The 14518-nt window shown below is 50.8% G+C and carries 15 protein-coding genes and 1 other annotated feature; of the genes, 6 read left to right on the plus strand and 9 right to left on the minus strand.

The window, feature by feature from the left end; genetic code table 11:
- Positions 1–54: 54 nt before the first annotated feature.
- Positions 55–1425, plus strand: coding sequence for a PepSY-associated TM helix domain-containing protein (locus NNO04_RS11875; RefSeq protein ID WP_271444809.1), 1371 nt, complete (start codon positions 55–57; stop codon positions 1423–1425).
- Here NNO04_RS11875 and NNO04_RS11880 read toward each other — a convergent pair whose 3' ends face one another.
- From NNO04_RS11880 to NNO04_RS11895, 4 genes are all read right to left on the minus strand, one after another.
- A complete protein-coding gene (locus tag NNO04_RS11880; protein ID WP_271444810.1) occupies positions 1426–1911 on the minus strand; it encodes an OmpA family protein in 486 nt (161 codons plus the stop codon).
- A 24-nt stretch (positions 1912–1935) separates the two neighbouring features.
- Entirely contained in the window at positions 1936–3150 is a 1215-nt protein-coding gene (dgcN, locus tag NNO04_RS11885) for a diguanylate cyclase DgcN (RefSeq protein ID WP_271444811.1), read from the minus strand.
- Positions 3143–3661, minus strand: coding sequence for a YfiR family protein (locus NNO04_RS11890; RefSeq protein WP_271444812.1), 519 nt, complete (start codon positions 3659–3661; stop codon positions 3143–3145). The genes dgcN and NNO04_RS11890 overlap by 8 nt, the downstream gene beginning before the upstream one ends.
- Before the next feature lie 157 nt (positions 3662–3818).
- The gene (locus tag NNO04_RS11895; RefSeq protein ID WP_271444813.1) at positions 3819–4193 is read right to left on the minus strand and encodes a DUF2799 domain-containing protein; all 375 of its coding nucleotides are present in this window, start codon (positions 4191–4193) and stop codon (positions 3819–3821) included.
- Between the two features lie 214 nt (positions 4194–4407).
- Between NNO04_RS11895 and aroF the strand changes: the two genes are divergently transcribed.
- Positions 4408–5478, plus strand: a complete 1071-nt coding sequence (gene aroF / locus NNO04_RS11900; protein ID WP_162382701.1) for a 3-deoxy-7-phosphoheptulonate synthase AroF — start codon at positions 4408–4410, stop codon at positions 5476–5478.
- Positions 5479–5488: 10 nt separating this feature from the next.
- Positions 5489–6610, plus strand: coding sequence for a bifunctional chorismate mutase/prephenate dehydrogenase (tyrA, locus tag NNO04_RS11905; protein WP_271444814.1), 1122 nt, complete (start codon positions 5489–5491; stop codon positions 6608–6610).
- A gap of 106 nt (positions 6611–6716) precedes the next feature.
- On the opposite strand, the gene pheA is transcribed toward tyrA, so the two are convergent.
- From pheA to bamD, 4 genes are all read right to left on the minus strand, one after another.
- Complete coding sequence (gene pheA, locus NNO04_RS11910; protein ID WP_192613125.1) at positions 6717–7877, minus strand: bifunctional chorismate mutase/prephenate dehydratase; 1161 nt, start codon at positions 7875–7877, stop codon at positions 6717–6719.
- 22 nt (positions 7878–7899) lie between these two features.
- Positions 7900–8025 (minus strand) — a sequence feature (Phe leader region).
- Positions 7977–8024 (minus strand): pheA operon leader peptide PheL, encoded by a 48-nt coding sequence (pheL, locus tag NNO04_RS11915; RefSeq protein ID WP_100249759.1) that lies wholly within the window; start codon positions 8022–8024, stop codon positions 7977–7979. Its footprint overlaps the feature before it by 48 nt.
- A gap of 102 nt (positions 8026–8127) precedes the next feature.
- Positions 8128–8466 carry a ribosome-associated translation inhibitor RaiA gene (raiA, locus tag NNO04_RS11920; RefSeq protein ID WP_162382704.1) on the minus strand — a complete coding sequence of 113 codons (339 nt, stop codon included), beginning with the start codon at positions 8464–8466 and terminating at the stop codon, positions 8128–8130.
- A gap of 269 nt (positions 8467–8735) precedes the next feature.
- Entirely contained in the window at positions 8736–9473 is a 738-nt protein-coding gene (bamD, locus tag NNO04_RS11925; RefSeq protein ID WP_271444815.1) for an outer membrane protein assembly factor BamD, read from the minus strand.
- A 131-nt stretch (positions 9474–9604) separates the two neighbouring features.
- Here bamD and rluD point away from each other — a divergent pair, with 131 nt between their 5' ends.
- The 3 genes from rluD to clpB all read left to right on the plus strand — a co-directional run bounded on the left by rluD (position 9605) and on the right by clpB (position 14016).
- Entirely contained in the window at positions 9605–10585 is a 981-nt protein-coding gene (gene rluD / locus NNO04_RS11930) for a 23S rRNA pseudouridine(1911/1915/1917) synthase RluD (RefSeq protein ID WP_271444816.1), read from the plus strand.
- Positions 10582–11313 (plus strand): purine nucleoside phosphorylase YfiH, encoded by a 732-nt coding sequence (yfiH, locus tag NNO04_RS11935; RefSeq protein WP_271444817.1) that lies wholly within the window; start codon positions 10582–10584, stop codon positions 11311–11313. The genes rluD and yfiH overlap by 4 nt, the downstream gene beginning before the upstream one ends.
- A gap of 129 nt (positions 11314–11442) precedes the next feature.
- The gene (clpB, locus tag NNO04_RS11940; RefSeq protein ID WP_271444818.1) at positions 11443–14016 is read left to right on the plus strand and encodes an ATP-dependent chaperone ClpB; all 2574 of its coding nucleotides are present in this window, start codon (positions 11443–11445) and stop codon (positions 14014–14016) included.
- Between the two features lie 194 nt (positions 14017–14210).
- On the opposite strand, the gene NNO04_RS11945 is transcribed toward clpB, so the two are convergent.
- Positions 14211–14518: hypothetical protein (locus NNO04_RS11945; protein ID WP_271444819.1), on the minus strand; the 308-nt coding region annotated here is incomplete at its 5' end.

Raw genomic sequence — 14518 nt, forward strand, 5'->3', positions numbered from 1 at the left:
TAAGTTTGTGCGCGAAAGCGTCACGACACTCTTTTGCTTGTTCTGAGGAAAAGTATGACAACCTGCACTCCGCGCGCGGCATGGATTACCTTGCTGCGACGTCTTCATTTCTATATAGGTCTGTTTGTCGGGCCATTTATTTTCGTGGCGGCCTTAACTGGGACGCTTTATGTTGCGACTCCTCAACTGGAGGAGGCGCTCTATTCGCAAGCGTTGCAAGGCACTGTACAGGGTGAGGTACAACCGCTGGCGGCTCAAATCGCCATTGCTGAACAGGTAACCGGTGGAGATTTGCGATTGCATGCAGTGCGTCCGGCTCTGGAAGCGGGGCAAACGACACGCGTCATGTTTGCCGATCCTGCACTGAATACGTCTGAGAACCGGGCAATTTTTATTGATCCGATTACGCTGGCGGTAAAAGGCGATATGACCGTCTATGGCACCAGCGGTATTTTGCCGTTGCGACAGTGGATCGATTATGCGCACAGCTCTTTGCTACTCGGCAATGCCGGGAGAATTTATAGCGAGCTGGCCGCCTCCTGGATGTGGGTGGCGGCGCTGGGGGGCATTACGCTCTGGTATTTTACCCGCCCTAAACGTCGGCTGAAAAACCGCGTACAGAATCATCGCCGTCTGCATGTCATGCTGGGATGGTTATTGTTCGTCGGTATGCTGCTTTTCTCGGCAACCGGCCTGACATGGTCGCAGTGGGCTGGCGGCAATGTCGATAAAATGCGTGCCACTTTGGGATGGCTAACACCACCGTTGAACACACAACGGGATGGCGTTATGCCAATGCAGGATGAACATGCCAGTCATCATGCATACCCTGTGGGAATGGCAATGCCTGCAAAAAGCGTTGATGCAAACGCGTTTGATGCTGTGTTGCATGTTGCGCAGGCATCAGGAATTGATGCCAGACGGCTGGAGATCCGACCGCCAAAGGACACGCAGCATGGCTGGACGGTGACGGAAATTGATCGTCGATGGCCCACGCAGGTCGATGCTGTGTCTGTGGATCCGCAAACCTTGCGCGTTCTCGATCGTACGCATTTTTCCGATTTTCCGCTCATGGCGAAGCTGACGCGCTGGGGGGTGGATTTTCATATGGGGATACTGTTTGGCGTGTTAAACCAGCTCGCATTGATCGCGTTCGGGGTTGGACTGTGTCTGATGATTATGGTCGGCTACCGACTGTGGTGGATCCGTCGCCCTGCACACTCAGAGGTTAATCCCGCTCAGACGCTTGTTCAGGGGATTCTCGCGATAAGCTGGCAGGGAAGGGCCAGCCTGGTGGTGCTGGCTGTCGTTCTGGGGATTGCGATGCCGGTATTGGGGATTAGCCTCTTACTGTTTATGGTTGTTGACTGGCTGCGCTGGTTCAGTGCATCTCGTGCTCTCCTGGCGCAGTCAGCCGACGAATAATTAAGGCGTGCTGATGACGATGGCAACACGACGGTTTTCAGCACGACCTTTTGACGTTTGATTACTGGCGACCGGGTATTTTTTGCCTAAACCCTGCGTCGTCAGATTCGTTCGCGGAATGTTCGCACCTTGAGCCCAGGCATCTGCCACTACATTTGCACGTTTGAGCGATAACGCTTCGTTGTAGCTGTCTTCGCCGTAGTTATCCGTGTGACCGTCCAGACGGGCATGGTTCAGCCCGGTCGACGATAATCGGGAGGCCATACTTTGGATCTGCTTTTGGCTCTCAGGGCGCAGTTTGTAGTCATTTTTATCAAACAGGATGGTATCGGAAAGGCCCAAAGACCAGTCTCCGTCAGATTCGGTAAATCCGTATGACTTCATCGCTGCAATCTGCTCGGGGGTAAATTTGCCTTGCGGCTGTGCCTGACACCCCGTCAGAATCAACGTGGCCAGAATCAGTGGAGAAAAAAAACGCTTCATCATGTGTGTAATTCCTTATTATTTAATTCAGCGTTCAGCACGCTGATGTTTAGCCAGATACATATTACGATCGGCCAATTCTTGTAATTTTTCAGCAGTCGCATTTTCCCACGTCAGGGCAAAACCAATACTCAGCGTCATGTTCGCCAGATGCCCATTATGTAGATCAAAAGGTCGATTAAACTCTTGCGAGAGTGCGGCGCAAATGCGCTGGACTTCATATTCTGAATGAACCCCATACAGCACCATGGCAAATTCGTCCCCACCGAGTCGGTAAGGGTGATGGCGATTACCGCCAAATTCCGCCAGCCTTTTTGCTACATCAATTAAAACGCGGTCACCGGCGGCATGACCCCAGGTGTCATTAATAAATTTAAAATTATCGCCATCCAGGAATAATAATGCCGAGCTATTGCGGGCGGAATTATCGTTCATCAATGCGTTAATACTGCTGCGAAATGCGGCCCGATTCGCAAGGCCGGTCAACGGATCGTGCAGTGCAGTACGCAACAACTGGGCATTTTTAGCCTGCAATCGTAATTGCCACTCTTCCATCTCATCAAGCAGGCTATTGAAATCCTGCGCAAACAGATGAAATTCTTCAATGCGCTCTTCGGAAACCCGGCGTGAGAAATTACGATTAGTGCGAACGTCGTGTACAACCTCGGTGATATTTTGCAGTGCGTCAACCACGCCATTGTGTAAATAACGGGTGAGAAGAATCGCAATGCCTGCCGCCAGTAAAATACAGCCGGTAAGGACCGCCAAAGACAGCCAGATAAAATGGCTGATGAGACTGTCACGGGCGGTCAGGCGAACTTCGCCGATCACATTGCCGTTATGCCAGACGGGTTGAGTGACCGGTAATGGGAACAGCCAGTGGCTGACTAAACTGTTCAGTTTGTCATTTGAGGCCCTGGCATTGTAATGCCACGCTGCGAGTAATTTTTGATTTTTATCGCGGACTTCTGCCGCTGAAAATTGGCCTTGTCGCCCCAATGCTGCCAGCGTTTCTGCAGCAGCAGTCCCATCAGAAAACACCAGCGCAGCCTCAAGGCTGTGGGTCATGGTGGCGGCGGTCAGATCCAGATTTTTTTGCGCATACTGTTTCAGCGTCAAGACGGACGCTACACACAGCAGCAACCAGATCAGGGTCATCGTCACCACAACGCTTATCATGCTGATGCGCCGCAATGTTCGTTTGAACGTCGGTCGCGTGATTGAGGTGCGCTCCTTATCCATGCTTTTGATTCCGTGCAAGCATCAATACGTCCGGATTTACTCTGACGCCACTGCGCGAGAGGGCATCCAGATTAACGGAGAATCTGACTTCATTATTGTTAATAATCAAACAAAAAGCGCTGCCGATAATACACTCGGGATTTTGTTCTGCAATTAATAACAATGCCTTAGAAGGATATTTATTCGTTAATTCCACTTGATAAGTAGGGGATTCATTTCCGAAATAAAAACCATCGCAACGCGCGGTCAGAGCTTCCTGTTCCGAGCGGATGATAACAGGCTGGTAGGGTAATGACCCCGAATGACTATCTCCAAGTTCGCTGGTGAAACGAGACGAGGAGAAAATACACAACCTTGGTGCTTCTGATAACGAAGGCCAGCGTGTATAGCTGACGATGCCAGAAACTATCGAACGCACAGATTTGGCTTCGTCTGTCATGCTCGCAGCGCAAAGTGGCAATCCTGCCAGTAATAGCGTTAGCAGTAATATGAGTCGGTGAGAAAATATCATGAACAGGTCCTCACCAGCATCAGTCGTAAAGCATTTAAATACATCCGTGATCGTTTACAACAAAATAACAGTATTTTGCCTGATAGTCATTACACCATACAGGTAATAGATGTCTCTTAAGGTCAATCTTATGCAATATTTATCCGGAAGGTTTTTATTAATTGAGCCGCATGGCGCTTGCACCTTCGTCAGTCCCTTTTTGCCAGGCGTTGCGTATCTCACTGGCATTTTCTACGGTGTCGCAGCTCGCAGGGAATGTTTTCCCTGCGAGGCCTCTGGCATACGCTAAATCTTGCTTACAGGTTTTTCGCTGACCTTCCGCATAGCCTTTAAGGTATTGCGTCCGGTCGACTTCCGGGTCATTAAAGGTATCGGCAAGCATGTCATTATCTTTAACGGCATATCCTGCAATGGCATCTTCAATTCCGGCATCGTACCAGTCAGTACCGGTCCAGGTTGGGGAGAACGTATAAGGATTTATCTGACATCCGCTGAGAAATAGTGTGAGTAGCGCGCCCGCGAATCGCTTCATTGCCTGTGCTCCTGTGTTTTTCAAAGCATAGCGGATGAATAAATATTATGGTGTAAATTTATTGGTACGGAAATGCGCTGATCAGTTGCGCTAAAATTGAATGCTGTAAATTAATATTTACGGAATATGGATTGAAATCTTTACTTGTTGTGTTATCGTTACGTCATCCTCGCTGAGGAAAACTATCGCAAACGAGCTAAACAGGATCACCATCATGCAAAAAGACGCGCTGAACAACGTACACATCACTGACGAACAGGTTCTGATGACGCCAGAACAACTGAAAGCGGAGTTCCCGCTGAGTTTGTCACAAGAGGCGCAAATCGCCCAGTCACGCAAAATCATCTCTGACATTATCGCTGGTCGCGATCCTCGTCTGCTGGTGGTGTGTGGACCCTGTTCTATTCATGATCCTGAAACTGCGCTGGAATATGCTCGTCGATTTAAAGCCCTTGCCGAAGAGGTCAGCGATAGCCTCTACCTGGTGATGCGCGTCTATTTTGAAAAACCCCGTACTACCGTTGGCTGGAAAGGGTTGATTAACGATCCCCATATGGATGGCTCTTTTGATGTGGAAGCCGGATTGAAAATTGCGCGTCAGCTACTGGTTGATCTGGTCAATCTGGGACTGCCATTGGCTACCGAGGCGTTGGATCCTAACAGCCCGCAATACCTGGGCGATCTGTTCAGTTGGTCCGCCATTGGCGCTCGTACCACTGAATCTCAAACTCACCGCGAAATGGCATCGGGTCTTTCTATGCCGGTTGGGTTTAAAAATGGTACGGATGGCAGTCTGGCGACCGCGATCAATGCGATGCGTGCTGCGGCACAGTCGCACCGTTTCGTCGGGATCAATCAGGCGGGTCAGGTCGCGCTGTTGCAGACTCAGGGTAATCCTGATGGCCATGTGATACTGCGCGGCGGCAAAGCGCCTAACTACAGCCCTGCCGATGTCGCACAATGCGAAAAAGAGATGGAACAGGCAGGACTGCATCCTTCTCTGATGGTAGATTGCAGCCATGGTAACTCGAATAAAGATTACCGCCGTCAGCCTGCCGTGGCTGAGTCTGTGGTTGCGCAGATTAAAGATGGAAATCGCTCAATCATTGGTTTAATGATTGAAAGTAATATTCACGAAGGCAACCAATCTTCTGAGCAGCCGCGCAGCGATATGAAATACGGTGTGTCTGTGACAGATGCGTGTATTAGCTGGGAAACCACTGACGCACTGCTGCGTGAAATTCGTGGAAATTTGAACGGTCATCTGGCGGCGCGTGTAGCATAAGAGGCTTGTTATGGTTGCTGAGTTGACCGCGTTACGCGATCAAATAGATGAAGTGGATAAGGCGCTGCTGGATTTGCTGGCGCGCCGTCTGGAATTGGTGGCTGAAGTCGGTGAAGTCAAAAGCCGCTTTGGATTGCCGATTTACGTACCTGAACGTGAGGCCACGATGTTGGCTTCGCGTCGTGCTGAGGCTCAGGCGATGGGGGTTCCGCCCGATCTCATCGAAGATGTGCTGCGCCGGGTCATGCGTGAGTCTTACTCCAGTGAGAATGACAAAGGGTTTAAGACTCTTTGCCCTTCTCTGCGCCCGGTGGTTATTGTCGGCGGCGCCGGTCAAATGGGGCAACTGTTCGAGAAAATGCTCACCCTTTCAGGGTATCAGGTACGCATCCTTGAGCAGCAAGACTGGGATCGTGCACAGGAGATTGTTGCAGATGCCGGGATGGTGATTGTCAGCGTGCCGATCCACGTTACCGAACAGGTGATCGCAAAATTACCGCGTTTACCGGCCGACTGCATTCTGGTCGATCTGGCATCAGTGAAAAACGGTCCGTTGCAGGCGATGCTGGCGGCGCACGCCGGACCGGTTCTTGGTCTGCATCCGATGTTTGGTCCGGACAGCGGCAGTCTGGCAAAACAGGTGGTGGTTTGGTGCGATGGTCGCCAGCCGGAGGCCTATCAGTGGTTCCTGGAACAAATTCAGGTCTGGGGAGCACGCCTGCACCGTATCAGCGCTGTCGAACACGATCAAAATATGGCGTTTATTCAGGCGTTGCGCCATTTTGCGACCTTCGCTTACGGGCTGCATTTAGCAGAGGAGAATGTCCAGCTTGAACAGTTGCTGGCGCTTTCTTCGCCTATTTATCGCCTTGAACTGGCAATGGTGGGACGCCTGTTCGCTCAGGATCCGCAGTTGTATGCTGATATTATTATGTCGTCAGAAAGCAACCTTGCGTTGATCAAGCGTTACTATAAGCGTTTTGGTGAAGCCATTGAGTTGCTGGAGCAGGGCGATAAACAGGCCTTTATTGACAGCTTCCGTAAGGTAGAGCACTGGTTTGGTGATTATGCCAAACGCTTCCAGAGTGAAAGTCGCACGCTGTTACGTCAGGCAAATGATAGCCGTCAGTAAGTAAGCTGCCTGATGGCAACGCTGGCGCGTCTTATCAGGCCTACAAAAATTGCATGAAATTGTAGGCCGGATAAGCGTAGTGCTATCCGGCAAACTGACTTTTGTTTCAGGTCGGATCCACTGGCACCACGTTCTCGCTGGGATAACAACCCAGGACCTTCATTGAACGGGTGATCTCTCCCAGTTCCTTCAGGGCTTTCTGCATCTCCGGTAATTCCAGGTTAGCCTGGATGTCGAGGTAAAACATCTCTTCCCACGGATTACCGTGGATCGGACGCGATTCCAGACGGGTCATGATCAGATTGTGGTTGCGCAGTACCAACAGCGCTTCAACCAGTGCTCCCGCCTGTTGGCCGGTTGCCATCAACAGCGTTGTTTTTGCCGGAACCTGATCGGAAACGTTGATTGCTTTGCGCGCTAGTACGACGAAGCGGGTAATATTTTGCGTCTGATTCGCTTCAATACGTTCAAGTACCTGCAAACCGTGTAATACACCGCCAGCTTCACTTCCCAGCGCAGCTACGTGTGGAGAGTTTGCCTGCGCCACTTTTTCCATTGCTGCTGAGGTACTTTCGGTGTATTCGATTTTCCAGTGTGGGTAACGGCTCAGGAACTTGCTGCACTGCTGGAACGGTTGCGGATGGCTGTATACCGTTTCGATAGTATTCAAATCCGTCGTACCAGAAACCAGCACACAGTGGTCGATAGTGATAGTCATCTCACCGACGATAGACAGCGTCGTGTGTTGCAGGAGATCGTAAACGTCGTTGATAGCGCCGGAACTGGTGTTTTCAATCGGTACGACGGCGTAATCTGCTTGTCCGGTTTCAACCTGATTAAAGATATCGGCAAATTTTGCACAACCGCTTTCGATAAATTGCTCAAAGTGACGGGCGGCATACTGGCGGGCGGCGAGATGAGAGTAGGAACCTTTTGGCCCCAGGAAAGCAATGCGCGCAGAGTGAGGGTTAATCTTATTCAGATGCTGCTGCAGCAGCGCCTGTTGGGTGAGTACGGAGTCTTCAATAATGAGCTGGAACAGGCGGGTGATATAGTGCGCATCAAGATGATGCGCTTTGCCGAGCGTGATCAATCTGTCCAGCAAATCACGTTCACGGTCGATATCGCGCACCGGGCGATGAGAGAGCAGTTTGGCTTTGCCCACTTCAACCGCCAATTCACGACGCTCGGCTAGCAAGGCCAGCAATTTTTCATCCAGCGAGCTGATCTTCTCTCGCAGTACCAGTAACGGGTTTTCCGATGTCATAGTGTTGCCTTTCTTGTTATCAATAAAAAAGGCCCCCCGGTTTGGGAGGCCTTGTTGTTCGTCTTCGCATTCTTTTTCACACGACGAAACGCCTCCCATTCAGGGGAAGGTAAAAAAGAATGCGAAGAAAAACGGGGTTAGTTTCATGTTATTTTCCTTTGGTGACCAGAGTAAAGTACCCGCTCTGTTTTAACCCTGTCAACAAAAAACGCGCCCGAAGGCGCGTTGGCGATACACTCAATGTAAGGGACTACTCTTCTTCTGCTTCGACGAAGTTGGCGTCTTTTACTGAAGTTGTTGCACGACGGGCTTCGCCTTTGTGCTGCACTTTATTGAGCTGCCGTTCCAGCTTGTTGATCAAATCATTAATGGCGGTGTACATATCTTCGTGTTTTGCGCTGGCGACCAGATGTCCGTTCGGCGTATTAATAGTGGCGTCAGCAGTGAAACCCTGTGGCTCCTTAGACAGAATGATATGTGGATTAATTAAGTGAGTTTGCCATTTATCCAGTTTGGAGAGACGGTCTGCGACATGCTGGCGAATTGCCGGAGTAATTTCCATTTGTTTACTGGTAATGTTCATTGTCATAAATTTTACCTCTTGTCTTTCCCGTCTTGGTGAACCCAGCATACCGTTCCTAATGTCAAAATGTGTGATTTAAATCACGTTTTTTTGTCACTTTTTGTCAAGGATATCTTTTTGTGAGGCATCGCAGGAACAGGGGATCTTTTACTTGAGGAATACCTGAAAGCAGGCCATATTTGATAGGATGTGCTGCCGCTAAACCGCTTCAGTCGCGGCGCTTATGGACAAAAAAACGGCAGCCATTGGGCTGCCGTTTTGCGTTCGGAGATGAATCAGGTGTTGCTGCTGTTAGCAGCAATGATTTTCGCCACTTTGTCAGCCTGAGCATTCATCTGCAACTGACGATAGGCATTTTCCATCAGCGGCAGAGCATCACGCGTTGCCTGGGTATCCGGGTAGTCGCGCAGCATTCCTTCAACGCGGTTCACGACGGCAATCCATGCGCCGCGCGCAGTGTAATAATCGGCAACAGAGTATTCGTATTTCGCCAGACGATCTTTCAGGAACACCAGACGCCTGGTAGCATCGGTTGTGTATTGGCTGTTCGGATAGCCGCGCACCAGTTTTGAGAAATCGTTGAATGCAGCTCGGGCGTGTTGTGGATCGCGATCGCTGCGATCAACACCAAAGAAGCCTTGCAGCGCACTGTCATCCAGCGCCATATTGGTCAGGCCGCGCATATACATGACATAATCAATATTTGGGTGCGTTGGGTTAAGACGGATAAAACGATCGATAGCAGCCTGAGCCAGTGGCAGATCGGCGTTTTTGTAGTAGGCGTAGATGAGATCCAACTGCACCTGCTGGGAATACGGTCCAAATGGATAACGGTTATCCAACGCTTCCAATTGCGTTATTGCCTGTTTCCAGTTACCGTCCTGCAGCTTTTGCTGAGCAGTCGCGTAGATTTCATTAGGCGGATTATCGGGCACCTCTTCCGTTGAACCAGAGCAACCCGCCAAAAACAGGCTCAACGTGGCTGCTGCCACCAGATATTTCATGCGCGTCATGACGTTTTGACTTTCCTCAAAATGTAATACGGGAGATTCTCTGTTCCTGCTCCCGGTTAAGACCAGCTACAATAGCACACTATATTAAACGGCAAAGCCGTAAAACCCAACGTTAAACGAAGAAGCAGTTTATGGCACAACGAGTAGAACTCACCGCAACAGTCTCCGAAAATCAGCTCGGTCAACGCTTAGATCAGGCTTTGGCCGAATTGTTCCCTGATTATTCGCGTTCACGCATAAAAGAATGGATCCTCGACCAGCGCGTGCTGGTAAATGGGCATCTTTGCGATAAACCGAAAGAAAAAGTATTGGGCGGAGAACGCGTCTCCATCAATGCTGAAATTGACGAAGAAATTCGTTTTGAAGCGCAAGATATCCCGCTGGATATCGTCTATGAAGATGACGACATTCTTGTCATCAACAAACCACGTGACCTCGTGGTGCATCCCGGTGCGGGGAATCCTGATGGCACGGTACTGAATGCGTTACTGCATTACTACCCGCCAATCGCGGATGTCCCGCGTGCGGGGATTGTTCACCGTCTGGATAAAGACACCACCGGATTAATGGTTGTTGCAAAAACCGTCCCGGCGCAAACGCGTCTGGTGGAGTCGTTACAGCTGCGTGAAATCACGCGTGAGTACGAAGCCGTGGCGATTGGTCATATGACTGCGGGTGGTACGGTAGAAGAACCGATCAGCCGTCATCCAACCAAACGTACGCATATGTCAGTGCATCCAATGGGTAAACCGGCAGTGACTCACTACCGTATTATGGAACACTTCCGTGTGCACACGCGTCTGCGGCTGCGTCTGGAAACCGGACGTACGCACCAGATCCGCGTGCACATGGCGCATATTACCCATCCGCTGGTGGGCGATCAGGTGTATGGCGGTCGTCCGCGCCCACCTAAAGGGGCATCTGAAGCTTTCATTTCGACGTTGCGTAAGTTCGATCGTCAGGCACTGCATGCCACCATGCTGCGTCTGTATCACCCTATCTCCGGTATCGAAATGGAGTGGCATGCGCCGATCCCGCAGGATATGGTCGAACTTATTGAAGTCATGCGCGCTGATTTTGAAGAACATAAGGATGATGTTGCCTGGTTATGAGTAAGCTAATTGTCCCGCAGTGGCCGCTGCCGAAAGGCGTTGCGGCCTGTAGTTCGACACGTATTGGGGGCGTCAGTTTGCCTCCTTACAATTCGCTGAATCTGGGCGCCCATTGTGGCGATAACTTGGAGCATGTCGAAGAGAACCGAAAACGCCTGTTTACTGCGGGCAATCTGCCTTCGAAACCGGTCTGGCTGGAGCAAGTGCACGGCAAGGATGTGCTGAAACTGACCGGCGCGCCTTATGATTCTAAAAGGGCTGATGCATCGTACAGCAATACGCCAGGCACCGTTTGCGCGGTGATGACGGCGGATTGCCTGCCCGTGCTGTTTTGTAATCGCGCCGGAACGGAAGTGGCGGCAGCCCACGCGGGGTGGCGTGGATTGTGTGAAGGCGTACTGGAAGAAACGGTTGCCTGCTTTGCGGATAAACCGGCAAACATTATGGCCTGGTTAGGCCCTGCCATCGGCCCCGCGGCTTTTGAGGTGGGGCCAGAAGTCCGTGACGCGTTTATGCTGAAAGACGCGAATGCGCACTCTGCCTTTTTGCCTCGCGGAGAAAAATATCTGGCTGATATTTATCAGCTTGCACGTCAACGCCTGACAAACGTTGGGATCACCGAAATTTATGGTGGCGACCGCTGTACCTATAGCGAAAGTGAGACATTCTTCTCTTATCGCCGCGACAAGACCACTGGTCGGATGGCAAGTTTTATTTGGCTGATATAACCTAAAGAATCAAGACGATCCGGTTCGTGTAATTTTCTTTTCACATAATTCAGGTCATTCACCTTGAATAATTGAGGGATGACCTCATTTAATCTCCAGTAGCAATTTTGACCTGTTATGGGAGGAGTTATGCGTCTGGATCGTCTTACTAATAAATTCCAGCTTGCACTCGCCGATGCCCAGTCCCTTGCACTGGGGCACGACAACCAATTCATCGAACCACTTCATTTAATGAGCGCCTTGCTGAATCAGGAAGGGGGATCGGTTCGTCCTTTATTAACATCTTCCGGCATTAATGCTGGCCAGTTACGCACTGCGATTGATCAAGCGCTAAGCCGTCTGCCGCAAGTAGAAGGTACAGGCGGCGACGTGCAACCGTCTCAGGATCTGGTGCGTGTACTGAATCTTTGCGACAAGCTGGCGCAAAAACGTGGAGACAACTTTATTTCGTCGGAACTGTTCGTTCTGGCGGCGCTTGAGTCTCGCGGTACGCTGACCGACTTATTGAAATCGGCTGGGGCGACAACCGCCAATATCACTCAGGCAATTGAACAAATGCGTGGAGGTGAAAGCGTGAACGATCAAGGGGCTGAAGACCAACGCCAGGCCTTGAAAAAATACACTGTCGATCTGACCGAGCGTGCTGAACAAGGCAAACTCGATCCGGTTATCGGCCGTGATGAAGAAATTCGCCGTACCATTCAGGTACTGCAACGCCGTACCAAAAACAACCCGGTACTCATCGGTGAGCCTGGGGTGGGTAAAACAGCGATTGTTGAAGGTTTGGCACAGCGCATCATTAATGGTGAAGTCCCTGAAGGGCTAAAAGGCCGTCGTGTACTGGCGCTGGATATGGGAGCGCTGGTGGCCGGGGCCAAATACCGTGGTGAGTTTGAAGAACGCCTGAAAGGTGTACTTAACGACCTTTCAAAACAGGAAGGCAACGTCATCCTGTTTATCGACGAATTGCACACCATGGTCGGCGCGGGGAAAGCGGACGGTGCAATGGACGCCGGGAACATGCTGAAACCAGCACTGGCGCGTGGTGAACTGCACTGCGTGGGCGCGACGACGCTGGATGAGTATCGCCAGTACATCGAAAAAGATGCGGCGCTCGAGCGTCGTTTCCAGAAGGTGTTTGTTGCCGAGCCGTCAGTGGAAGATACCATCGCGATTCTGCGTGGCCTGAAAGAACGTTACGAGCTGCATCACCATGTGCAGATCACTGACCCGGCTATTGTGGCGGCGGCGACGCTGTCGCATCGTTATATTTCGGATCGTCAACTGCCGGATAAAGCTATCGACCTTATTGATGAGGCTGCATCCAGCATTCGTATGCAGATTGATTCCAAGCCGGAAGAGCTGGACAGACTCGATCGCCGTATCATCCAGTTAAAGCTGGAACAGCAAGCGTTGATGAAAGAGTCTGATGAGGCGAGCAAAAAACGCCTAGATATGCTCAACGAAGAACTGGACGACAAAGAACGTCAGTATTCGGCGCTGGAAGAAGAGTGGAAAGCCGAGAAAGCATCACTCTCCGGAACACAAACCATTAAAGCTGAACTGGAACAGGCGAAAATCGCCATTGAACAGGCGCGTCGTGTCGGCGATCTGGCGCGGATGTCTGAGCTTCAGTACGGCAAAATTCCAGAACTGGAAAAACAGCTGGAAGCAGCCACTCAGTCTGAAGGTAAAACCATGCGCCTGTTGCGTAATAAAGTGACAGATGCGGAAATTGCCGAAGTGCTGGCGCGCTGGACCGGTATCCCGGTTGCCAGAATGCTTGAAGGCGAGCGTGAGAAACTGCTGCGTATGGAGCAAGATCTGCATAACCGCGTAATTGGTCAGAATGAAGCGGTTGAGGCGGTATCGAACGCGATTCGTCGTAGCCGTGCGGGTCTGTCCGATCCGAACCGGCCGATTGGTTCGTTCCTGTTCCTCGGACCGACCGGTGTTGGTAAAACCGAACTGTGTAAAGCGCTGGCCAACTTTATGTTCGACAGCGATGACGCAATGGTGCGTATCGATATGTCCGAGTTTATGGAGAAACACTCTGTGTCTCGCCTGGTCGGTGCACCTCCGGGATATGTGGGATATGAAGAAGGGGGTTACCTGACAGAAGCGGTACGTCGTCGTCCTTATTCCGTTATCCTGCTGGATGAAGTCGAAAAGGCACACCCGGATGTGTTCAACATTCTGTTGCAGGTGCTGGACGATGGCCGCCTGACGGACGGGCAGGGGAGAACGGTCGATTTCCGTAATACGGTGGTCATTATGACCTCTAATCTCGGTTCCGATCTGATTCAGGAACGTTTCGGTGAACTGGATTACGGGCATATGAAAGACATAGTGCTGGGAGTGGTCAGTCACAACTTCCGCCCGGAATTCATTAACCGTATAGATGAAGTAGTGGTATTCCATCCGCTTGGCGAAAAACACATTGCTTCTATTGCCCGGATCCAGCTGCAGCGTCTGTACAAACGTCTGGAAGAACGTGGCTATGAAATCCACATCTCTGACGAGGCGCTTAAACTGCTTAGCGCAAACGGCTACGATCCGGTTTACGGGGCGCGTCCATTGAAACGTGCTATCCAGCAACAGATTGAGAACCCGCTGGCGCAGCAAATCCTGTCTGGTGAGTTGATTCCGGGCAAAACGATTCGTCTGGAAGTCAATGACGATCGCATCGTGGCAGTGCAGTAAGCTGCAAAACAACAAAAACGGGCCCTGCGGGGCTCGTTTTTGTTTAAAAACCAGGCGAACATAGACGTTTATTACGATTTTTGATGGAAAAGTAATCGCTTGATAAGTTTTTTGTATTTTTGGCTTGTCAGCCGGAAATAACTCCCTATAATGCGCCTCCACTGACACGGAACAACGGCACGCAAGCCGCCGGGTCAGCGGGGTTCCACTGAGAACACCGGCAGAGAAAGCAAAAATAAAGGCTTGACTCTGTAGCGGGATGGCGTAATATGCACACCCCGCGCCGCTGAGAAAAGCGAAGCGGCACTGCTCTTTAACAATTTATCAGACAATCTGTGTGGGCACTCAAAGTGACATGGATTCTTAACGTCGCAAGACGAAAAATGAATACCAAGTCTCTGAGTGAACACGTAATTCATTACGAAGTTTAATTCACGAGCATCAAACTTAAATTGAAGAGTTTGATCATGGCTCAGATTGAACGCTGGCGGCAGGCCTAACA

It is taken from the genome of Citrobacter sp. Awk 4 (assembly GCF_028069725.1).
GTDB lineage: Bacteria > Pseudomonadota > Gammaproteobacteria > Enterobacterales > Enterobacteriaceae > Citrobacter_D.